At 66.2% G+C, this 21,586-nt stretch carries 19 protein-coding genes; 5 read left to right on the top strand and 14 right to left on the bottom strand.

Translation table 11 applies throughout. From position 1 onward, the window contains the following. Positions 1–58 precede the first annotated feature (58 nt). Positions 59–607 (top strand): ABC-type transport auxiliary lipoprotein family protein, encoded by a 549-nt coding sequence (locus tag VGT77_RS02035; RefSeq protein ID WP_327459075.1) that lies wholly within the window; start codon positions 59–61, stop codon positions 605–607. Positions 608–754: 147 nt separating this feature from the next. Here VGT77_RS02035 and pepN read toward each other — a convergent pair whose 3' ends face one another. From pepN to VGT77_RS02015, 4 genes are all read right to left on the bottom strand, one after another. Continuing rightward, a complete protein-coding gene (gene pepN, locus VGT77_RS02030; protein ID WP_327459073.1) occupies positions 755–3,331 on the bottom strand; it encodes an aminopeptidase N in 2,577 nt (858 codons plus the stop codon). Between the two features lie 66 nt (positions 3,332–3,397). Beyond that, positions 3,398–5,764 carry a transketolase gene (locus VGT77_RS02025; protein WP_414713346.1) on the bottom strand — a complete coding sequence of 789 codons (2,367 nt, stop codon included), beginning with the start codon at positions 5,762–5,764 and terminating at the stop codon, positions 3,398–3,400. A gap of 300 nt (positions 5,765–6,064) precedes the next feature. Then, the gene (locus tag VGT77_RS02020) at positions 6,065–6,679 is read right to left on the bottom strand and encodes a chromophore lyase CpcT/CpeT (RefSeq protein ID WP_327459071.1); all 615 of its coding nucleotides are present in this window, start codon (positions 6,677–6,679) and stop codon (positions 6,065–6,067) included. Continuing rightward, positions 6,676–7,416, bottom strand: coding sequence for a hypothetical protein (locus tag VGT77_RS02015; protein WP_327459069.1), 741 nt, complete (start codon positions 7,414–7,416; stop codon positions 6,676–6,678). The genes VGT77_RS02020 and VGT77_RS02015 overlap by 4 nt, the downstream gene beginning before the upstream one ends. 88 nt (positions 7,417–7,504) lie before the next feature. Here VGT77_RS02015 and VGT77_RS02010 point away from each other — a divergent pair, with 88 nt between their 5' ends. Beyond that, positions 7,505–8,404: a DUF1838 family protein gene (locus VGT77_RS02010; RefSeq protein ID WP_327459067.1), complete on the top strand. Its 900-nt coding sequence runs from the start codon at positions 7,505–7,507 to the stop codon at positions 8,402–8,404. A gap of 40 nt (positions 8,405–8,444) precedes the next feature. On the opposite strand, the gene VGT77_RS02005 is transcribed toward VGT77_RS02010, so the two are convergent. Further along, the gene (locus tag VGT77_RS02005) at positions 8,445–11,015 is read right to left on the bottom strand and encodes a TonB-dependent receptor (RefSeq protein ID WP_327459065.1); all 2,571 of its coding nucleotides are present in this window, start codon (positions 11,013–11,015) and stop codon (positions 8,445–8,447) included. A gap of 125 nt (positions 11,016–11,140) precedes the next feature. On the opposite strand from VGT77_RS02005, the gene VGT77_RS02000 reads away from it, so the two are divergent. Genes VGT77_RS02000 through VGT77_RS01990 form a run of 3 tightly spaced genes read left to right on the top strand, consistent with a single transcriptional unit; the run spans position 11,141 to position 12,736 of the window. Further along, entirely contained in the window at positions 11,141–11,452 is a 312-nt protein-coding gene (locus VGT77_RS02000) for a DUF1330 domain-containing protein (RefSeq protein ID WP_327459063.1), read from the top strand. Next, positions 11,452–11,754 (top strand): YciI family protein, encoded by a 303-nt coding sequence (locus VGT77_RS01995; protein ID WP_327459061.1) that lies wholly within the window; start codon positions 11,452–11,454, stop codon positions 11,752–11,754. The genes VGT77_RS02000 and VGT77_RS01995 overlap by 1 nt, the downstream gene beginning before the upstream one ends. Positions 11,755–11,761: 7 nt before the next feature. Further along, on the top strand, positions 11,762–12,736 hold the full coding sequence (locus tag VGT77_RS01990) for a quinone oxidoreductase (RefSeq protein WP_327459590.1): 975 nt from the start codon (positions 11,762–11,764) through the stop codon (positions 12,734–12,736). Here VGT77_RS01990 and VGT77_RS01985 read toward each other — a convergent pair. The 9 genes from VGT77_RS01985 to VGT77_RS01945 form a co-directional block, all read right to left on the bottom strand. Further along, entirely contained in the window at positions 12,733–13,632 is a 900-nt protein-coding gene (locus VGT77_RS01985) for a VOC family protein (protein ID WP_327459059.1), read from the bottom strand. The two genes, VGT77_RS01990 and VGT77_RS01985, sit on opposite strands and share 4 nt — an antisense overlap. Then, complete coding sequence (locus VGT77_RS01980; RefSeq protein ID WP_327459057.1) at positions 13,622–14,377, bottom strand: enoyl-CoA hydratase/isomerase family protein; 756 nt, start codon at positions 14,375–14,377, stop codon at positions 13,622–13,624. The genes VGT77_RS01985 and VGT77_RS01980 overlap by 11 nt, the downstream gene beginning before the upstream one ends. Continuing rightward, positions 14,374–15,243 (bottom strand): polysaccharide deacetylase family protein, encoded by an 870-nt coding sequence (locus VGT77_RS01975; protein WP_327459055.1) that lies wholly within the window; start codon positions 15,241–15,243, stop codon positions 14,374–14,376. The genes VGT77_RS01980 and VGT77_RS01975 overlap by 4 nt, the downstream gene beginning before the upstream one ends. Next, entirely contained in the window at positions 15,240–16,037 is a 798-nt protein-coding gene (locus VGT77_RS01970) for an SDR family NAD(P)-dependent oxidoreductase (protein ID WP_327459053.1), read from the bottom strand. The genes VGT77_RS01975 and VGT77_RS01970 overlap by 4 nt, the downstream gene beginning before the upstream one ends. After that, positions 16,034–16,342 (bottom strand): REDY-like protein HapK, encoded by a 309-nt coding sequence (locus tag VGT77_RS01965; protein WP_327459051.1) that lies wholly within the window; start codon positions 16,340–16,342, stop codon positions 16,034–16,036. Before VGT77_RS01965 ends, VGT77_RS01970 begins: the two co-directional genes overlap by 4 nt. Then, positions 16,339–17,526 (bottom strand): amidase, encoded by a 1,188-nt coding sequence (locus VGT77_RS01960; RefSeq protein WP_327459049.1) that lies wholly within the window; start codon positions 17,524–17,526, stop codon positions 16,339–16,341. The genes VGT77_RS01965 and VGT77_RS01960 overlap by 4 nt, the downstream gene beginning before the upstream one ends. Positions 17,527–17,620: 94 nt before the next feature. Continuing rightward, positions 17,621–18,985 carry a phenylacetate--CoA ligase family protein gene (locus tag VGT77_RS01955; protein WP_327459047.1) on the bottom strand — a complete coding sequence of 455 codons (1,365 nt, stop codon included), beginning with the start codon at positions 18,983–18,985 and terminating at the stop codon, positions 17,621–17,623. Continuing rightward, positions 18,982–20,334, bottom strand: coding sequence for an MmgE/PrpD family protein (locus VGT77_RS01950; RefSeq protein ID WP_327459045.1), 1,353 nt, complete (start codon positions 20,332–20,334; stop codon positions 18,982–18,984). Before VGT77_RS01950 ends, VGT77_RS01955 begins: the two co-directional genes overlap by 4 nt. Beyond that, a complete protein-coding gene (locus tag VGT77_RS01945) occupies positions 20,331–21,548 on the bottom strand; it encodes an MmgE/PrpD family protein (protein WP_327459043.1) in 1,218 nt (405 codons plus the stop codon). Before VGT77_RS01945 ends, VGT77_RS01950 begins: the two co-directional genes overlap by 4 nt. Positions 21,549–21,586: the final 38 nt, after the last annotated feature.

The following is a 21,586-nucleotide window of genomic DNA, read 5'->3' as shown; positions in this document are numbered from 1 at the left end:
CGAAGTCGAGATACGCGCTTCTCGACTTCGCTCGAACCGAACGGTTCTTGGTTTGCTCATGTTCGTGACCCTTTCGGGCTGCATCAGCTTCGGTGCCAAACCGCCGGAGGAACTGCTGCGCCTGACGCCTGCACAGACCATTGCACCCGGCACCGCGCAGAGCGTCGCGGCCGGAGAGGCGATATCGGTGCTCACCCCCACCGTCCCCGCCGAACTCGCCAGCAACCGCGTGCCGGTGCGCAGCGGCGCCACCGCCGTCGCCTATGTGAAGGAAGCGCAATGGGTGGAGCCGCCGGCGCGGCTGTTCCAGCGTCTGCTCTCAGACGTGATTGCCGCGCGCACAGGGCGACCGGTGCTTTCCGCCCGCCAGTTCAGCTTCGACCCTGGCACGCGCGTGACCGGGCAGCTCCAGGCTTTCGGCATCGACGAGGCGAGCCAAAGCGCGGTCGTAACCTTCGACGCCGCCGTTGCGCGCGGTACCGCCATCCAGACCCGCCGCTTCGAAGCGCGCGTGCCGGTGACCGAGATCGAAGCAGCGGCCGTGGGGGTGGCGCTCAACCAGGCCGCAAATCAGGTCGCGGTCGAAGTGGCGGATTGGCTGAAATAGCGTTTCGTCCGTCATTGCGAGCGAAGCGAAGCAATCCAGTCCTGCGCCCGCTGCTCTGGATTGCTTCGTCGCTGCGGCGGAGCCGCAGTTTATCCTGAGCAACGCCGCAGGCGGCGTCGAAGGGCTCCTCGCGATGACGCGCTGAGGTCAAGCCAGGCTCTTGCTCGCCTGTTCGAAGACGTCCTTCGACAGCTTGGGCGCGCCGACGATGCGTTCCAGTTCCGTCCGCATCAGCGCGCCCCGATCGGGCGAGAAGCGGCGCCAGCGGCCGAGCGGCGCGACAAAGCGCGCGGCCGTTTGCGGGTTGATGGCGTCCAGTTGCAGGATCGTGTCGGCGAGGAAGCGATAGCTCCGCTCACCCCCGCTGTGGAACCCGCGCTGATTGGCGGAAAAGGCGCCGACCAGGGCACGCGCCCGGTTTGGATTAGTGAGGGCGAAGTCGCGGTGTTGGGCGAGCTGCAACACGTCGTCGAACACGCTAGAACGTGACGACAGCGCCTGAACGGTGAACCATTTGTCGAGCACCAAGGCATCGCTGCGGTAGCGATCGTAGAAGGCGGCCAGCGCCTCATCGCGCTCGGCACCGTCGGTGCTGACGAGCACGTTCAAGGCGCCGTAGCGATCGGTCATGTTGGTCGCACCGCGGAACTGGTCCTGGGCCAGACTGGGCGCGTCCTCGGCTCCTCCGGCCATCAGGAAGCCGAGCGCGACGCTGCGCAGCCGCCGGGCGCCCTTCGCCTCCGGCGTCAGTTCGAAGCGGTTGGACGCGCTGCCGAGATAAGCCTCACGCCACGCGCCCTGCAACTCCCGGCCGAGCAGCTGGCGCAGCCCTTCGCGCGCCTTGTGGATGGCTTCGGGATCGACCACGCTCATCTGATCGCCGATGAACGCCTCGGACGGCGGCAGCACAGCCTCGCCGATGAAGGCCTTGTCGAGCGCCGGATCGGTCAAGGTCCGCCGCACCGCCTCCACGACCGCCGACTGATCGCCCTCACCGCCGCCGATACGGACGATCAGCGTGTCGAGCATCAGCTGCTGCAGTGCCTCGTAGCGCGCGAACGGATCGTCGTCGTGCGCCGACAGCAGCGCCAGGTCGGCAGGCGTGCGGTCGCTCTCGACGATCACCGGCGCGGAGAAGCCGCGATTGATCGACAGCACAGGCCGTTCGGAGAGGCCGGAGAAGCGCAGCTCTGCCTCCGCTTCCTCCAGCACCACCAGCCGCTCTTCGCCCAGCTTGCGGCCCGTCTCCGCGCCGAACAGGGCAATGCGCAAGGGGATCGGCATCGGCTGCTTGGCCGGCTGGTCCGGCGTCGGCGGCACATGCTGATGCAGGGCGACCACCGTGTCCGCGCCCTCGCTCCGCACACTCGCGCACACCTTGGGCGTGCCGGCCTGCTCGTACCAGCGGCGGAAGCGGAACAGGTCGAGCCCCGCGCCCTCCTCCATCGCAGCCACGAAATCATCGCAGGTGACCGCCTGGCCGTCGAACCGATCGAAATAAAGATCGGTGCCGCGCCGGAAACGCTCGGGTCCGGCGAGCGTGTGCATCATCCGGATCAGCTCGGCACCCTTGTTATAAACGGTCGCCGTGTAGAAATTGCTGATTTCGATGAAGCTGTCGGGCCGCACCGGATGGGCGAGCGGCCCGGAATCTTCGGGGAACTGCGCGGCGCGCAGCACCCGCACATCCTCGATCCGCTTGACGGCCGCCGAACCATGATCGGCTGAGAATTGCTGATCGCGGAAGACGGTGAAGCCTTCCTTCAAGGACAGCTGGAACCAGTCGCGGCAGGTGATCCGGTTGCCGGACCAATTGTGGAAATATTCGTGCGCCACCACGGCCGCGATCGCGTCGAAGTCCGCGTCGGTTGCGGTCTCCAGGTCGGCGAGGATGTAGCGCGAGTTGAAGATGTTGAGGCCCTTATTCTCCATCGCGCCGAAGTTGAAATCGGCGACGGCGACGATGTTGAACATGTCCAGATCATATTCGCGGCCATAGACGCGCTCATCCCACGCCATGGCGTCCTTCAGCGCCTGCATCGCATGCGCGGTCTTCGGCACATCGGCTTCCCGCACCCAAATCCCGAGTTCGACCTTGCGGCCGCTCATCGTCGTGAAGCTGTCGCGATTGGCCTTCAGGTCGCCTGCCACCACAGCGAACAGATAGCTGGGCTTCGGGAATGGATCCCGCCATTCCGCCCAGTGACGGCCGTCCGGTAGGTCGCCACCTCCAATCCGGCCGCCGTTCGACAGCAATACGGGAAAACGCGCCTTATCGGCGGTCATCCGCACCAGATAGCGCGACAGCACATCAGGACGGTCCGGAAACGGCGTGATGCGGCGAAAGCCTTCCGCCTCGCATTGGGTGCAGAGCAGCCCGCCCGAGGCGTAAAGCCCCATCAGCTCAGTGTTGATCTCGGGCGCGAGCACGCACTCGGTCTCGATCAGGTGCGTCGCTCCGGGAAGATCGATCGCGATCCGGCCATCCTCGTCACGCCAGTCGGCAGGCGCGCCATCGATGCGCAGCGCGAGCATTTCCTGTCCGCCATGATCGAGCAGCAAGGGCCCCTCGCCCGCCCGCTCGACCGCCAGTCGCGCCCGCACGATGGTTCGTGCCGGATCGAGTTCGAACTCCAGGGCAATGTCGGGCACGCGCCACGCGGGCGGGCGATAATCCTCGCGTCGGATGATCCTGGGTGCGCTGCTACTCTGTACGTCGGCCATAACCCTGCCTAACGCGCCAGCCTGGCGGGTGCATCACGGTTTCGTCGAAAAAGGGCAGCCGCGGCTCTAAAGGAACAGCTCGGCCGCGGCTTCCACGATCGCATCGGCATCCAGCCGGTAGGTGCGGTAGAGGTCGGGCAGGTCGCCCGTCTGGCCGAAGCGGTCGGTGCCGAGCGGGCTGACCCGCTGGCCGCGCACGCCGCCCAGCCAGGACAGGGCTGAAGGCGAACCGTCGATCACCGTGATCAGGCCGGCCGTCGGGCTAAGGCTTCCAAGCAGCCGCGCGACATGGCTCTCCGCTCCCCGCTCCGCCGTCCAGCGCGCGGCGCGCGCGGCGCTCCAGCCGCGGTGCAGCAGGTCGGGCGAGGTCACCGCGAGCAGACCGAGGCCGGGCATATCGTCCTTGAGCGCCTCCCAGGCGGCGAGCGCTTCAGGCGCGAGCGCTCCGGCATAGACGATCGCCGCCTCCGCTCCCGGCGCGGGCGCCTTCAGCCAATAGCCGCCTTTCAGCGCGCCTTCTTGCCAGCGATCGTCCTCGCGATCGACCTGGGCGATGCTGCGGGTCGAGAGGCGCAGATAGGTGGAGCCACCGTCGGGCGCCTGCATCCGGGCGAAAGCGTCACGCATGATCAGCGCAAGTTCGTCGGCAAAGGCGGGCTCGTAGTAGGTGAGACCCGGCTGGCCCATGCCGATCAGCGGCGTGTTGATCGACTGGTGCGCGCCGCCCTCCGGCGCCAGCGTCAGCCCGGACGGTGTCGCGACCAAGAGGAAGCGTGCGTCCTGGTAGCAGGCGTAATTCAGGGCATCGAGACCGCGTGCGATGAACGGATCGTAGACGGTGCCAATCGGCATCAGCCTCGTGCCGAACAAAGGCGCCGACAGGCCGAGCGCCGCCAGCATCAGGAACAGGTTATGTTCGGCGATCCCCAGCTCGATATGCTGCCCGGCCTTATGTCCGGCCCAGCGCTGCGCCGACGGGATCTTCGCCAGGTGAAAGACGTCCGCCAGGTCCTGGCGGCGGAACAGGCCGCGCTGGTTCACGAAGGCGCCGAGATTGGTGCTGACCGTCACGTCGGGCGAGGTGGTGACGATCCGATCGGCAAGCGGATGGCCGGACTTGGCGAGGTCCAGCAGGATGCGGCCGAAAGCCGCCTGGGTCGATTGCTCGGCGCCCTCCGGCACCGGCAGGCGGTCGGGCACCGGTACTGGATCGAAGGCGCGATCGGCCACCTTCTGCTTCAGCGGCGAGGCTTCGACGAACGCGCGCAACGCAGAGGCCGCATTGTCGCCTAAGCCTGCATAAGGCTCCCACTCGGCCCCTTCGGCGATGCTCAGGCTGGCCCGCAGCTGTGCGATCTGCCCCGGGTTCATCAGGCCGGCGTGATTGTCCTTGTGCCCGGCAAAGGGCAGGCCATAGCCCTTGATCGTATAGGCGATGAAAAGCGTGGGACGGTCGTCCTTCGCGCCGTCGAACGCTTGGGCCAATGTCTCGACGCAATGGCCACCAAGATTGGTCATCAGCTGGTGCAGTCCCTCGTCGTCGAAGGATGCGAGGATATCGGCTATGCCGGGCTTGTCGCCGATGTCGGCGGCCAGGCGCGTCCGCCACGCGGCGCCACCCTGATAGGTGAGCGCGGCATATTCGGCATTGGGGCAGTTATCGATCCAGCGTTCGAGCGCCGAGCCGCCGCGCCGCCTGAACGTCTCGCGTTGCAGCCGGCCATGCTTCAGCGTGACGACGCGCCAGCCGCAGGTCTCGAAGATGTCGTCGAAGCGGCGGAACATGCGGTCGGCGGTGGTTGCGTCGAGCGACTGGCGATTATAGTCGATGATCCACCAGCAGTTGCGGACATCGTGCTTATAAGCCTCGATCAGGCACTCATAGATATTGCCCTCGTCGAGTTCGGCATCGCCCATCAGCGCGATCATTCGGCCGGCATCGGCTTCGGCGAGCTGGCCGTGGGCGATCAGATAGTCCTGAACCAGGCTGGCAAAGGCGGTAATCGCGACTCCCAGGCCGACGGAGCCGGTCGAGAAATCGACCGGGATTTTGTCCTTGGTGCGGCTGGGATAGCTCTGCATCCCGCCCAGGCCGCGGAAGCGCTGGAGCTGGTCGAGGCTTTGATTGCCAAGCATATAGTGGATCGCGTGCAGCAACGGCCCTGCATGCGGCTTGACCGCGACGCGGTCGTTGGGTCCGAGCGCGTGAAAATAGAGCGTCACCATGATCGCCGTCATGGACGCGCAGCTGGCCTGATGCCCGCCGACCTTCAGCCCATCACGGCTTTCTCGCAGGTGATTGGCGTTGTGAATGGTCCAGGCGGACAGCCAGCGGAGCCGCGCATCGATCGCCTCCAGCGCGGCGACGGTTTCGGCATCAATCGTCGAGGACGTCATCTTGCGGTCGCGTTGTGCAGTCGGATTGGCGGTCATCCGGACCAGATCGCTCTTGTCAGTATAAAGAACAAGTAGAATGCTAGGAGCCGGACAGGTTTAGCGCTTGCATGTCGCCAACTTGTGAGCCCGGCGGACACCGCCGATGAGGAGCCTCAACCCCATCGAGACGGACCTCTGGGGTTCGTCAGGCGCATCAAGCGTCTGAGCACTTGGCGTTTATGCGTTCGAGTTGCGCGATGAAGCTAACTCTCGCGAGCAGCTCCGGACTGCAATAAGAGGCGCAAAGTGGACGAACGAACCGCTCTTATGCGGATGCCGGATCAGCTCAGCAGAGGCTCAATTGGCCGGAGACTTATTCACATCAGCTTCCACCACTCGATCGAAGATATAGCCGCCCTCCTCCGGCCCCCAAACGCGAGCGCCGACCAGGTCGAAGCCGCGATCCCAGTTCACATAGGTGCCATTCGTGAGGACGGACAGGCTGAGCATCGAGGCCGCGCCCTTGTAGCGGTTGGCGCAGCTTTCCGTGGTGCCGGTGAACCATGCGGCGGCGATGCGGTCGATCCGGTTGTGGCAGCCCGCCTCCATCAGGTCGGCCTGAGTGAGGGTGCCGGTCTTGCCGCCGGCAAAGCGGGCGCCCTCGCGGACGCGGTGATTGTCCCGCCTGAAGCTGCCGGATTTCAGCGGAACGATCCTCGCGACGAACTGGAAATAGGGAGAGGCCAGCGCCTGCGCGCGCGTCTTGCCAGGCTGATTGACGATCGCCTGCTCCTGATAAAGCCAGAGGCCGTCCGTCCGTTCCGGCCAGATCCGCACCACCCGCGTTTCGACCTCGTCATAGCGCGGATCGCTGCGATGTTGGGCGGCGCTCGAAAAGTGGCCGGTGGCCAGCGCCGCATATTCCTCCAGCGGCGGATCAAGCGCAGCGGCAGCGAGCAGGGTAAGCATCATCGATCGTCTCCGCAAGCGAGCTTGGACGAGGGTGCGAACAGCGCATCGTCGATCGGAAAGTTGACGCTGGCCTGCTGCCACATCACTTCGTTCGCCTTGACGCCGTTATAGTAGAGCGTGACCTTGCGCGCTTGGAGCCAGCGGGCGTTTGGCAGGCGGTAGAAATCGTCATAGGTGCGGACATGCCAGCCGCGCGGGCTCGCGAAACCCATCAGCCGGATGGCGAAGCTCTGCTTGTCGACGCCGAAGAGCGTGGTGCCGCCCGCCGGGTCGGTGAGGCGCACCATATAGAGCCTGTGGTTGCCGACGATGTCGTCGGGCACCCGCTCCGCCTTGAAGCCGGGCTTGCGCGCGTGGCGGATGATCCCGAACCCGAAATTGGACGCCCAGAAGGCATCGGCCTCTGCCTTGGGCGTGACGCCCCGCTCCGTCCACGTAGTCTTGCCGTCATAGCCGACGGTGAAGAGCTGGCGCTTGCCGTCGCAGGCGAGGATCCGGACCTTGCCCTCGGCGCCATGGGCGGCGCTGCGAGCCGGATCGAAGACGCGCCACATGCGGTAATCGGTCGCGCGGGAGCGGGGCTCGGAACCGGCCGGTCCGTAGAAGACGGCCGTTCCGCTCAGTACCAGGGTCCTCGCATTGAGCCACTCGTCACCCCCAGCCGCATCCGCGGCCCGGTCGAGTATCTCCTCGCCGGCCAGCAATGCCGCGGCCGCCAGTCCGATCGTCGTCAGCATCACCCCTCTCTCCTCAAAGTTGTCCGGACATATTGCATTTGACGCTCGCTACGATAGCCTGTTTGCGACGAGGAGAAGGGGAGTCTGAATGACCAAGTTGATCACCGCGTTGCTGCTGGCCGGCGCCGCCGCAACGCCGACCGCCGCGCGCATGCTCGACCCGAGCAAGCCTGAGGATGCACTGGAAATCTCCAAGCGCACTCAATGCGGCGAGAAGGACGGCCAGCCGGCGGTCTATTACTGGTCTGGCAAGGTCTATTCGCGCGTCGAGGGCGAGCGTGACCGGCTGCTCTTCACGGGCGAAGGCATGAACATCCGCCAGTGCGTCGCCGTCACCGATCCGCAGCGCGGCAAAGGCTATCGCCAGGTCAGCCGCGAGGTCATGCTCTATCTCGATCCGGCGACCGGCCAGGTGCTGCGCGAATGGAAAAATCCCTGGACCGGTGAGACGGTGGAGGTGATGCACATCGCCAACGATCCCGTGAACGGCCGTCCGAGCTTTCCGACTGGCGCCGACGGCAAGCCCTATACGGTCAATATGAAGCGGATGGGCCCCTGGGTGCAGATGCCGCTCGAAGTGCCGCTCTTCTATCACAATGTGCTGGGCGGCGACTATCAGGCCTATGTCGGTAACGACTATCACGCGATGGAGATTTTCGACTTTGCGGCGCGCGCCGACGAGTTGCTCGATACGTCCAAGCCGACGGCCTATCCTTCCGTGTCCTGGGTGCGCATCTCCAACTGGATGCCGTGGATGAAGATGGGCAGTCGCCAGGGCCTGATCATCTTCAACGCGATGGGCGCCAAACTGAAAAGCTATGACGAGCTGCCTGCCGTGCTAAAGCAGGAAATCGCGGCCAACTATCCGGCCTATACCTCACCGCCGCCGGGCGACGATGCGCGGCCGAACGAAACCACCTGGACCGTGTTCAAGAAGAAGGTCGACGCGAAGAATGGCGATGTGCCGGCCAAGGCGCCGAACCACTGAATAGCGGCCGCCCCGGTCAGAACGCCGGGGCGGCCAAACTTCAAAAGCGCAGCGAGCCTTCGACGCCGAAGGTGCGGCCCTTACGCAAGGCCGTGAAGAAGGCGCGCGGCGCACCGGTGTCGATCACGGCCGCCTTGCCGTCGAACGTACCGAGGCGCAGACCGCCCACCGGAGCCGGCAGATTTCGCGCACCGTTACCGTAACGATAGTCGAACCAGCGCGTCGCGAGCGGCGGCGCGTCCTCGTCGGTCAGATTACGCGCAAAGGCGACGATGCTGAACCGGTCGGTCTTAAAGCCAAGCCGCGCGTTCATGATGAAGGCACCAGGCACATAGGCGAGATTGTCGGTCTGGATGAACTTGCGATCCTCCAGGCTGAAACTGGTGTTCGCGACCAGCCGGATCTCGTCCGTGATCGGCGGCTCCCAGTTTATGGAGCCGTTGAAGATCCATTTGGAGGCGAGCGGAAGCCGCTTGCCGTCGATATTGCAGAGCGGCAGGCCGGCCGCGGTCGGGTTCGCCGTGCTGAAGTTCGGCTGCAGGCCGCCCGAGTTCAGCACGAAAAAGTCGAAATCGCAGCCTTTGGTGAACTTCGCGTCGGTGAAGCTGCCGCCGAGATAGATGTTGAGGTCGCGGGCCGGCGCGATCCGGGCCTCGACTTCGAAGCCGATCGTACGGGCGTCGCCGGTGTTGACGGCGACGGAGGTCGTGGTTTGCCCCGGTGCCGAGGGCGGAATGGAGCGGGTCAGCTGGACGTCAGACAGGCGGTTGTAGAAGGCCGCCGCGGTCAGGCCGAACATACCGTCCGGCGTGTTCCACTTCACGCCGAGTTCGCCGCCTTTCGCCGTTTCCTGATCGTAGAGCGTCAGGTCCTCGCCGGTCTGGGCGAGCGCGGACAGGCCGCCGGTGCCGTTGAAGCCACCCGGCTTCCGCCCCTGCGCGTAGATTGCGTAGAGGAGCAGGTCGTCGTTGGGCTTGAAGTTAATCGTGACGCGCGGATCGAGGCCGTCCCACTTGCCCTTGGGCAGGCACGTGCCGGTGAAGCCGAACTGGGTTCGCTGCGACTGTCCGACGCCCGCGCAGAATTGCGACGTCGCCGCGACACGGTCGATCAGGCGCTTGGTCTCTTCGAAATAGCGGAGTTCGCCGGTGATGCTCAGCCGCTCGGTCACGTCCCAAGTGAGCAGGCCGAACAGCGCGACATTTTCAATCGTCGAGATCGACGAGTTGTTTGAGCCGAGAGGTTCACCACGCTTTGGGTTGGCGAAGGTCAGGTCGACCGTCTCGATCTCCTGCTTGAAATAGAAGGCGCCGATCATGCCCTTCAGCGCCCGGTCCTGCGGCGAGGTGATCCGGACTTCCTGGTTCAGGTCCCAGGTCTTGTCGCGGTTCGAGTTGGTGAAGGCAGGCTCCACTTCCGGGCCGGGGATCGGCGGGAAGAGGAAGAAGAAGGCCTCCGAATGATCCGAGTCCGTCCCGAACCGGTTACGGTTGTCGCGGTAGCCGGTCATGCTGGAAAGCACCCAGCCCGACCCGCCAATATCCCAATCGACGATGGCGGAGGCGAGAAACTGCTTGTTCTCGATGCCGTCGAAAGCCGTGCCGTCGCGCACGCCGAAGCCGACCGTCTGCACCGGGTCGGTGTTGAGCCTCACGCCGTTGGGGCGCGGCTGAATGGCGCCGCAGAAATACTGATTATTGTTGTTGCTGATGCCGTAGAGCGAAGGCTGGAAGATCGGACCGGGCGCCGGCGGCGGCAGGTTGCGCTGGCGGAAGGCGAGGGAGCGGAAGCCGGGCTTGCAGTTGTTGTTCTCGGCCCCGGTGAGAAAGAGCGCGAGCGGGCCGTCGCGGTCCTCCTGATATTGGCCGCGCAGGCGGATGCGGATGTCGTCCGTGGGTTCGGCGACGAGCGTCAGATAGGCGGACTTGGTCTCTTCCTGCCCCACCTTTCGTCCGGTCAGCTGGTTCCGATACTGGCCGCCATAAGTGTAGTAGCGGGCGCCCGCGCGAAAGCCGAGCTTGTCGCCGAGGATCGGACCGGAGATAGAGCCGAGGATATCGGCCTCGGAGTATTCGGCGGCGCGGCCGGTGATCGTGGCGGTCAGCGTCTCCGACGGATCTTTGGTCACGTAGTTGATCGCGCCTGCATAGGTGTTGCGTCCGTATAGCGCGGACTGCGGCCCCTTGATGATCTCAACACGAGCGATCGATTCCGGGTCGAAGCCCTGAATGTCGCCTTGATAATAGATGCCATCGACGAAATAAGCGGCGCCCGTCTCCACGCCGAACTGCACGCCGGCAAGCACGTTCGACTGGCCGCGTATGACCGGGCGATCCGTCGAGCGGCCAAATGCCTGGCTGAAACTGATGCCGGTTGCCTGGCGCGCGAACTCGTCGATCGAGCGCAGTCCCTGTTCCTCGATCAGGCGGGACGTGACGGCGGACACGGTCACGGGGGCGTCAGCGAGCGTCTCCTCAACCTTGCGCGCGGTAACGACGATCTCTTCGATGCCGCCGCGGTCTTCGGTTGCGGCCGTATCCGTCTGCGCCCAAGCGGCCGACCCTGACAGCGCCGTCATCCCGAGCAGAATGGCCTTCCCAATGCCGCGCATTTGCATCTCCCCCTAATTTCGTTTCACTCCAAAGCTTCCACTCGCAGCAAAATTTGTCCAGACAAATTATCCGGAGGATGGATAGCGAGGGCGAGAGTGTCGCAATCTTGCAACAGGAGGTTCGTGTGGCTGCCTATCTGATCGTCACTGCCGATATTCGGGACCGGGCGGCGTTCCTGGCCGGCTATGCTCCGCGCGCGGCTGAACTCGTGGCGAAGTTCGGCGGACGCTACGTCTTGCGGGCTCCGGGCGCGCTGGTGCTGGAGGGCGACGATGCCGAGGGGAGCTCCGTGGTGATCTCAGAATGGCCGGACCGTGCGGCCGCCCTCGCCTTCTGGAACAGCCCGGAATATGGCGAGGCGAAGCAGCTGCGCGAGGGCCTTGCCGACTGCCGCGTGCTGCTGATCGAGGCGCCTTCGATCAACGGAGCAAGCTGATGCCCCACTTTGCGATCATCGCTCGCGATGCACCGGACAGCGCCGCGAAAAGGGATGCGCATCGTGCGGCGCATTTCGCCCGGGTCGAGCAGATCATGGGCCAGGTCGCGGTCGCGGGTCCGCTGAAGGATGACAAAGGTGTCATTATCGGCTCGCTGATCGTGCTGGACGTGGCCGACGCTGCCGAGGCACGCTCGCTGCTGGAAAGCGATCCCTATTTCGCGGCGGGCGTGTGGGCGGATATTGAAATCCAGCCCTTCCTTGCGGCGGCAGGGACATGGATTGGCGGCAAGATCTGGTGAGGTGATGATGGCGCGCATTGCACGTTTCGAGCGGACCGGCGGTCCCGAGGTGATCGAATGGACAGACGTGGAGCTGCCGCCGCCTGAACACGGCGAAGTCAGGGTCCGGCAGACGGCGGTCGGGCTCAATTACATCGACACTTATCACCGCCGCGGCATCTATCCGGTCGAGCTGCCCTCCGGGCTCGGGCTTGAAGCGGCGGGCATCATCGAGGCCGTGGGCGACGGGGTCACCGGTTGGGCAGTCGGTGACCGGGTCGGCACCTTTGGCCCGCATCGTGGCGCTTATGCGAGCGAACGCAACATTGCCGCCGACGCCTTGCTGCCGATCCCCGACGATGTCTCGGACGAGATCGCCGCCGCCGCCTTGCTCAAGGGCTGCACGACCGAGTTTCTGGTCGAGCGCTGCGCCAAGGTGGAGGCCGCCTGGCCGGTGCTCGTCCACGCCGCAGCCGGCGGCGTCGGCCTTATCCTCGTGCAATGGCTGAAGGCGGTCGGCGCCCAAGTAATCGGCACCGTCTCCAGCGAGGAAAAAGCCACGCTTGCCCGCGAGGCGGGCGCCGACCATGTCATCCTCTACACGCGGGAGGACACGGCCAAGCGCGTGCGCGAACTGACCGGCGACGCCGGCGTTCGGGTGACGTTCGACGGAGTCGGCATGGACACTTGGGAGGCGTCGCTGGACGCGACCGGCCGGCGCGGGCTGATCGTCAGCTATGGCAATGCTTCGGCGCCTGTCAGCGGGATCAACCTGGGCGTGCTCGCGACCAAGGGCTCGCTCTACAACACGCGGCCGACGCTGTTCGATTACTATGCCACGCCGGAAGAACGCCGTGCCGGTCTGGAGCGGCTGTGGGAGATGATCCGGTCGGGCAAAGTGAAGGTCACGGTCGGGCAGCGCTATGGGCTGGAGGATGCCGCCCAGGCGCACCGCGATCTGGAAGGTCGTAAGACGAGCGGATCGACGGTGCTGCTTCCCTAGAGCTCGACCAGTTCCAGCAGTTCCCCGGCGGGTCCCCGTACGGTCGCACTCCGGCGGCCGCCATAGAGGGAGCCGTCGTGCCGCGTCGGCGGGGCAATGAAAGGCAGGCCGAGATCGAGGCTGTCCACGGCCAGCGTCACCAGTGCGTTGCCGGGGGGGAGCATGCCGGCGTTCGTCTCCCTTTCGGTCGCGGCGGGCGGATAACCGTCCACTTCGATGATCGGCAGCCGACCCTTTTGCAGCATGGATATCGTCGATTGCGTGCCCGCGGACAGGTCGAAGGCCTTGTTGATCATCGTATATTCGAGCGTGTAGACGCCGCCGGCATCGAGTCCGAGCCAGCGCTGGTACCAGCGCATTGCCGCCTCGCGATCGGGCGTCGCGAGGATTACGATGAAGATGTGATCGGTGGGAGACTGTGCCATTGGCAGGTCGGAGCTGGGCGTGTCGCAGGCGACCTGGTTCAGATAGATCATTTCCCGACCGCGGCCAACGACCTGCATCGGCACGAAATAGGGTAGGCCCTCGATCGGCTTGGGCGGGCCGACGATCTCGAAGCCCGAGCCGGCGAGACGGTCCGGCCAGCCGTACACGTCTTGCACCGTCATCTCATAGGCGGCCCAGCCGAAGGTGCGGGTGGGGCGGAAGCCGGGCGGCAGCGGCTGTTCGACGAGGCGGATGAAGCAATGCGCGCCGCTCGCCGGCCGCAGCGTTGCCGAGCGAGCGCCAGCGACGCCCGGCGTGCCCCAGCTTTCCGCCAGAACCTGCGCGACTGGGCCCTGCCCGACCAGCTGCAGGCCGAGCCTGTCGCGGTAGTCCGACAGCGCCAAGTCAAGATCGGGCGTCGCGATCACGCCGCCCAGGATCCGGCCATGGGTCAGGAAATCAGTTGCCAAAGCTCGGCCTCCGCTTCTCGGTGAATGCGCGCACCCCCTCCTGGAAGTCCGGTAGGGTGAACGCATCGGCGAAGGCGGCGCGGGTCGCCTCGTCGCCATCGGTCTGTCCGTCGAGGATGCGGCGGATCATCGCCTTGGTCTCGCGCTGGCTATGCGGCGACGCGGCGGCGATCGCTTCGACCTCGGCGTCGGGGGTGTCGGCGATACGGTCGATCAGACCTATCCTGAGCGCCTCGTCCGCATCGATCAGCGTGCCGGTGAACAGCAGCCGCTTGGCCTGGGACGGGCCGACGAGATCGACCAGCAGCTTGGTGTCGTGCAGCGGATAGACAAGGCCGAGCTTGGCCGGGGTGATGCCGAAACGGGCGCGCGGCGTCGAGACGCGCAAGTCGCAGGCGAGTGCCAAACCGCAGCCGCCGCCGACACAGTCGCCGTCGATGAAGGCGAGGGTCGGCTTCGACGCGCGCGTGAGTTCATACTGGGCGCGGTTGATCGCCGCATGGTTCGCGGCGCGCCAGCTGGCGTCCGGTGACTTGTCGAGGAGCTCGGAGATGTCCGCGCCGGCGCAGAAAATGCCGGGCGTGGCGGACTCGAGTACAAGCAGGCGGACCTTGGGGTCTGCCATGGCTTGCCCGACCAGGCGGGGAAGTGCCTCCCACATCGCCTGGTTGAACGCGTTCCGCTTCTGCGCCCGGTCGATGCGCAGGCGGGCGATGGAACCCTCGATTCCAAGCGCTAGGCTCACGCTGGCACCGCGCGCGCGAACCAATCCGCGATCTCGGCGCGTGTCGTCACCCAGACGTCCTCGCAGGCGCGGACGTGGCGGAGGAAGTGTTCAAGTGCCCAGATCCGGCCTGGGCGGCCGATGATGCGCAGATGCAGGCCCAGGCTCATCATCTTGGGATTGCCCCGCTCGCCTTCGCGGTAGAGCTGGTCGAAGCTGTGGCGGGCATAGTCCAGCCAGGCTGCGGGGGTGTAGGCCGGATCGGTCCACATCTTCATGTCATTCGTGTCGAGCTGGTAGGGCAGGATGACGATCGGGCGTCCGGGCACCGTCTCGCCGTCCCAGAAGGGAACGTCGCCCGAATAATCGTCCATGTGGTAGGCAAAGCCCTGCTCTATCAACAGCCGGCGCGTATTGTCGGTGTGAAAATAGCGGCTCAGCCAACCTTTGGGCCTGGTGCCGGTGGTGCGCTCGATCGAGTCCGCGGCGCGTCGGATGAAGGCGCGCTCCGCCTCTTCGTCCATCTTGAACTGGTGGATCCAGCGCCAGCCATGGCTGACCGGCTCATGCCCCAGGTCGCGGATCGTCTCGGCGATCTCGGGATGGTTTTCGAGGCTCATCGCTGCGACCGTCCAGCTCGCCTTCACGCCATAGTCGCGGAGCAATTTGGCCACCCGCGGCGCGCCCGCCTTGATGCCGTAGAGATAGTTGGACTCGTTGCCGTAATTCCGGATCGGCGCCTTGATGTGGATGCCGAGCTCATCGACCGGCTCCATGCCCTTGTCGCCGCGCGCGACCGTCATTTCCGAGCCTTCCTCGACATTGACGACGATGGACAGCGCGATCTTCGCGCCGTTCGGCCAGTCGAGCCGCTCTTCCCGGATCAATGCATTTCCTCCCCGCCCGAGACGTTGAGCGCTTCGCCGGTGACGTAAATGGCATCATCGCTGGCCAGCCAGGCACAGGCGGCGGCGGTGTCGCTGGCGAGGCCCGGCCTCCCCATCGGGTTTTTGCGCGCCATGTTGGCGAGATAATCCTCGACACTCGAAAAGCCGAGCAGCCTTGAGAAATAGGCGTTCTGCTGCGCCCCGAGGCCGGTGGTAACGTGGTTCGGACAGACGGCGTTCACGGTAATGCCGTGCGCGCCGAGCTCGACTGCGCTTGCCCGCGTCAGCCCGACCATGCCGTGCTTGGAACTCACATAGGCCGGCAAGTGCGGAAAGCCGGTCTTGGCTGCCTGGCTGGCGATATTGATGATGCGCCCGCCCCGTCCGCCTGCAATCATCGCGCGGGCGGCGGCCTGTGTGCAGTAGAAGGCGCCGGACAGGTTTACTGCGAGCACCTTGTCCCAATCGGCGGGCTCGACCTCCAGCAGCGGCTTCATCATGAAACCGATCCCGGCATTGTTGACGAAGATGTCGAGCCGGCCGAAGCGCGCCATCACCCTTTCGACGAGCGCGTGGCATTGCGCTGCGTCGCTGACGTCGCAAGCGACCGCCTCGACCTCTGCCCCACCGAAACGCAGATCGGAAGCAATCTCCTCCGCCTCCGCGTCGATCGTCACGTCCGAGACAACGCAGGCGGCGCCCTCATCGGCAAAGCGCCGCAGGATGGCCTCGCCCAGCCCCTTGCGCTTGCCCGAGCCGGTGACGACGATCGTCTTGCCCGCGAACCGGCTCATCCCAGCGCCTCGGTGGTGATGAAGGTGGCGCCATCAGTGAACGCGCCCATCTCCTGGGCAAGCTTTGCCACCTTGTCGCTGCCGCAATCGCCAAGGAATGCGTCGAGCGCGCTGACGTCCAGCACTTCGATATAGTCGTAAGGGGGGCGGGCTTCGGAAAACAACACGCCGGTCGCCCGCAGCACCTCGAAGCTTTGCACCGAAGGCAGCGAGCGCACGTCGGGCAGGTCGCGGCTGCGTGCCCAGGCCTCATAAGCCCCGCGGCTTGCGCCTTGTTTCAGATTGAACAGCGCGATGATCTTCATGGGACCACTCCTTCCGGCAAGACCGCGCCGCCAAGCGCGGATTCGAGTTGACGTGCGAGCGCGATCAGGCGGCTCTCGCTGCCTGCAGGCCCGATCAACTGCACGCTGACCGGCAACCCCTCCGCATCCCTGCCGGCGGGGCAGGCGAGCGCGGGCAGGCCCGCCATGTTGGCGAGGCCGGTAAAGTCAGCTTGGCTGGCGGGAGGCGTGCCGCCATGCGCGAAAGCACCCTGCGGCGTGGTCGGCAGGACCAGCACGCCGTCGCGGCCAAGCGCTTCGGTCAGCGCGGATTTCGTTTGCGCCAGCAGGCCGGGGTCCGGCTCGAGACCTTCGAGAGCATTCAGGATGAAGGTGAGTTCGGGTGAGATCAGCTCCGCCTTCTCATGCCGATCGGAGCCGAGGTCCGCGATCAGCTCGCGGGCAATCTCGGCCAGTGCCGCGAGCCGCAAGGCACCCGCAGTACCAGGCAAGGTCAGCCCGGTCCGCGACAGTCCGACGGCGTCGACCGCCTTCTGATACGTCGACCGTACCGCAGGCTGCACCTCGACGCCGCCGAGATCCTCTAGCAGCACCAGGCGATCGAAAGGCCTCGCCGCGCCGTTGGACGGGCCGATCACCCGCCACACTCGCTCCAGGACGTCAAGGCTGCGGGCGAGCGGGCCGATCGTGTCGTAGCGCCGGGCGAGGAAGACCAGGCCGCTGCTGTCGACCGCGCCCCAGCTCGGCTTCAGGCCATAGACGCCGCAATAGGCTGCGGGGATGCGGACCGATCCCAGCGTGTCGGTGCCAAGCGCGGCGTCGCACAGGCCGGCCGCCACCGCCGCGCCGCTGCCGCCCGAGGAGCCGCCTGGCGTATAGCCGATCCGGTGCGGATTATGGGTGCGGCCGAACCAGTGATTGTCGGTCGTGGCGCCCAGCGCCGCCTCGTGCATGTTGAGCGTGCCGAGGATCGCGGCGCCCGCCGAGCGCAGCTTCGCGACCACGGCTGCATCTCGCTCTGCGGCCACATCACGGCGCAGCGCCATGCCGCCGGTCCAGGGCAGTCCCTTGACCGCGATGTTGGACTTGATGCCGATCGTCAGGTCCGCAAGCGGGCCGTCTCCCGGATCGGCCGACCGGTCGAAGTCCACGAACGCGTTCAGCGGCTGGTTTCGTGTTTCGAGGCTGGGCCAGTCGATGCTCATTTTGTCCTCCTCGTCATGCCCGCGAAAGCGGGGAGCCAGTGGAGAAGGCAAGAGGGGCTGGGTTCCCGCTTTCGCGGGAATGACGAAAGCAGCGTCACCGGCCCCGCTCATCTATCAAGCGGATCGGTTTCTGTCGCACGTCGATCTGGGTAGCAGCGGCCGTGCCGCCTGGCGGACACAAGTCGACCTCCACCTCCACGCCGAGGCCCTCGCGCAGCAGTGCCGAGAGCTGATCCCGGTCCGACCCGCCGCGGGTTTCGAGCACCACCAGCATCGCGTCGCGCCCGCTCTCCTCGCGCCGCAGGCGACAGATATATTCGCCGGTCAGATCAGCGCGGTTCTCGATCAAGGCGCCGATCGCATGGGGGAAGACGTTGATGCCGCGCAGCTTCACCATATTGTCGCTGCGGCCCTTGAAGCCGGCGATGCGCTTGAACGCGATCTCGCCCGTGCCCGCCAGCTCGTGCGTGATGTCGTGGGTGTTGAAGCGGATGCAGGGCGCGACATCGTTCTTGTAGAGGCAGGTGACCACCATGTCGCCAGTGTCGCCGCGGTTCACCTCAGCGCCGCTGTCCACGTCCAGCAGCTCCAGATAGTGCGCGTCTTCCCAGACATAGAGGCCGTCGCGTTCCGGTCCCTCGCCCGCAATGCAGCCGGTGTCTCCGACCCCGTACCAATCGAACGCCTTGGCACCGCCCCAGACGGCCTCCACGCCGGCGCGATCCTCGGTGCCGAGATGGCCGCAGATCATGCGGACTTGGAGCTGCTCCAGCAAGCCTTCGTCCCGCGCGACTTCGGCGAGCTTTCGGATATAGTCGATGAAGCCGACCAAGACAGTCACGCCGAAATCAGCCATCAGCCCGACCTGCTGCGCCGAGCGCGTCTCGATCCCAGTGCCGGCCGAAAGGAAGATTGCGTTTGTGAAATGCGTGACGGCCTCGCGGATATAGTGGCCGCCATTGATCATGCCGTGGCCATAGACGGACTGGACAATGTCCGACGATTGCAGTCCCTGCCAGCGATACATGCGCCCGACGAGCAGATTGCCCACCTCGCGCCCCTTGGGCCCGAACAGCAAGGGCTGAGGGCGGCCGGTCGTGCCGCTGGTGGTGTGGAAGATGACGGGCGGGCGGTCCGCTCCGTCGACGCCGCCGAAATCGCCAAACGGCGGATGCTCGGCGACCGAGGCCATCAGGTCGGATTTGTCATAGACGGGCAATTTGCCGATATCGTCCAGGCCGCGGATATCGCCGGGCTCGATTCCGCGCGCGCTCCACAAGCGGCGGTAGAAGGGCACCTGCCATCCCCGCGCCATCAGCCGCGCGAAATCGCGCTCCTGGCGCGCCCGCAGTTCGTCGCGCGACATGGCGGTGTAGCGCTCAACGAACGCCTCGCCGATAGGATAGTCGGCGAGCAGCTGCCGGGCGTCCAGCGCCTCGAAATAGGTCGGGTAGGTCATGCGCTTTCCGTGAGGTAGGCCAGGGGCTGGTCGAAGATGCACGGGTCATGGCCGGGCGGCGCCAGTTCGCGGGCAAGCGCGCGTTTGGCCGCTGCCTGCCCAGCGTCGAGCGGCGCATCGGGCGCGCCGAGCGTGTGCGGGATCGTCCGTTCGATACTACGACCGTCGGCGAAGTGCACGACCAGCCGCTGTGGTGACAGGGCGTTGGGGTCAGGGTTGCGATCTGCGGTCAGGATCAGCCGGTGCTGATGAACCGGCAAGTCGTCGAAGCGGCGCGGATCGATCCTGCCGTCTTCGATCATCAGCTCGGCGAGAGTGGTGAGGCAGAGCCGGGCATAGGCCGGCGTCATGTCCGGCTTGGGCGCGCGGCCAACCAGCCGAGCGACGAGCGGCGGAACCTCGGCCTCGACGCTGACGATCTCGCCCTCGCCGCGCAGCTCGGCAAGTGCGGAGAGCACGGCATGGCTGGCGCGACCGGAGGGATAAGGTTTCGCACTGACTTCGGAGATGCGCCAGACATGCCCCAGGTCGCGGGCGTAGCGATCTAGATTGCCCTGTTCGAAGAGGGTGAAATAGCCCATCGGCCCCTCGAGCGCGTCGTGCGGGCCGGTGAGCCCCGCCTTGACCAGATCGATGGCCATGACTGCGGAGCGTGCGGCGTTGGCGATCTGCAGCGGCAGCGCGATCGAACCTTCGGCATGCGCCTGCATCGTGCCGGCGCAGAAGGAGTAAGCAAGGCCGAGCACGTCCGGCAGCCGGTCGCGGCCGATCCCCTCGAGCCGCGCCGCGGCGAGTGCCGCGCCGATGCAGCCGGCGGTGGCGGGGCGGAAGAAGGTTAGGGCGCTGTCGGCTGCGAGGCCGAGACCGGCGGCAATGTCGACGCCAGTGGCCAGGGCAGTCAGGGCTTGTTCCCTATCCTTCATCATTCCCGCGGAAGCGGGAACCCAGCTCTCTTCTCCTGGCGCGGGCGAAACTGGGTTCCGGCTTTCGCGGGAATGACGAGATTGGAAGCGATCCAGCACTGCCATCACCACCGCCGTGACGACCGACAGCGCGTGCACCACGGCAGGCTCGTGCACTGCGTCCCATTCGAGACAGTGGATCTGAAAGCCGTTGACGAAGGCGGCCGATGGCGCGGGCAGACGCTGCGGCAGGCCGATGATCCGCGCCTCCTGTCGCGCCCCCCAGGCGGCAGCAGCGGCGCGCACGCCATCGGCGCCAGGGGCAGTCGCGCCGGCCGCGCCGACCGCGAGCGTATCGGCGAGCAGCCGCTCAGTGTCGGCGCGCACGCCCGGCGGCAGCCTGTGGTCGGCGGCGGCGAAGTCGAGAAGTGCGGCGGTGGCGCTCACACGGTTGCCTCGAGCAGTTCGAGGATGCGGGAGGGCGCCATCCCGGTCAGCGCCGCCTCTACGAGCGGGCCGGGATCGACGCCGCCCCATTGCATCAGCGCACGCGCCTTTGCCTCCACCTGATCGGCCGGGAGCGGCCGCTCCGGATCGCCGAGCGTGTCCGCAAGCACAAGGTCGCCGATCGCGGCACCGAAATGCGCGGGATAGGCATCGGTGAAGGCGGCATCCTCCGCGACCGTCACCTGTGCGCGCAGCGGCGCCAGCCGGGCGATTGCACCGGGCTCGAAGTCGGCGAGTTCCGGCTCGCCCTTGTCGAGCACGATGGCGACGCCGTGCTGCAGCGAGAATTTTGCGTCGATCACACTCTTCGGCTCGGGCCGATCGCAGAAGGCCAGCGCATCGGCATAGGTGCGGACATGCACCGGCGCGGATAGCCGCCCCTGCTGGCGGAGCGTGAGGGCGGCATCGATCGCGGGATGCACGTGGCGGCACGCGCCCCAGGGCTTGAAGCTCACTTCCATCATCTGCCAGCCCGCGCCAAACACCATCGGTCGCGGCGCCCTCGTCATGGCGGCATAGAGCCCCTGCTCGCCCTCCAGGATCGCGCGAGGTCCGGCTGCGCCGGCGCGGGCGAGGCGCGCATGCCACAGCCCGGTCAGCGAAGCCTGGGCGACGTGCAGCTGCTTCGTCATACCGGCCTCGTGCCGCATCCGCCACAGTCCGCCGGCGAGCGACCCCGCATGGCCGAGCGCATCGGCGATCGCTTCGGCATCGAGCCCGAAAACCGACGCAGCGGCGGCGGCGCCGCCGAACGCACCGGCGCTGGCGCTATTGTGCCAATGCGCATAATGCCAGGCATCGAACGTGGCGCCGACCGCGATCACGGCCTCATAGCCGCGCACCCCGCCTTCGAGCAGCGCCGCCATGCTCGCTTCTCTCTCGCGCGCCGCCGACAGCGCCGCAGGCCAGACCACCGGGCCCGGGTGGAGCAGCGCGCCGCGATGGACATCATCCATTTCGAGCACATTGCCGAGTAGCGCCGCGCGCGTCAGCACATCGGGCTCGGCGCGCCGGGCGACCTCCGCCTGCTCGCTCCGCCGTGCCGCCGCCACGCAGCCGAGCCAATCGAGCAGGTGCAGCCGCGCTCTTGTCTGGACATTCGCCGCTACCGGGCGCAGCAGGTGAGCCGCCAGCCGCTCCGTCAGGCTCGGCATGGCTGCGCCTCGTGAAAGGCCCGATCGGAGGAGAAACT

It is taken from the genome of Sphingomonas sp., assembly GCF_035944535.1.
Taxonomy (GTDB): Bacteria; Pseudomonadota; Alphaproteobacteria; order Sphingomonadales; family Sphingomonadaceae; genus Sphingomonas_B.
Note: the sequence above shows the minus strand (reverse complement) of the source record. Positions and strands in the feature narration are given on the sequence as shown.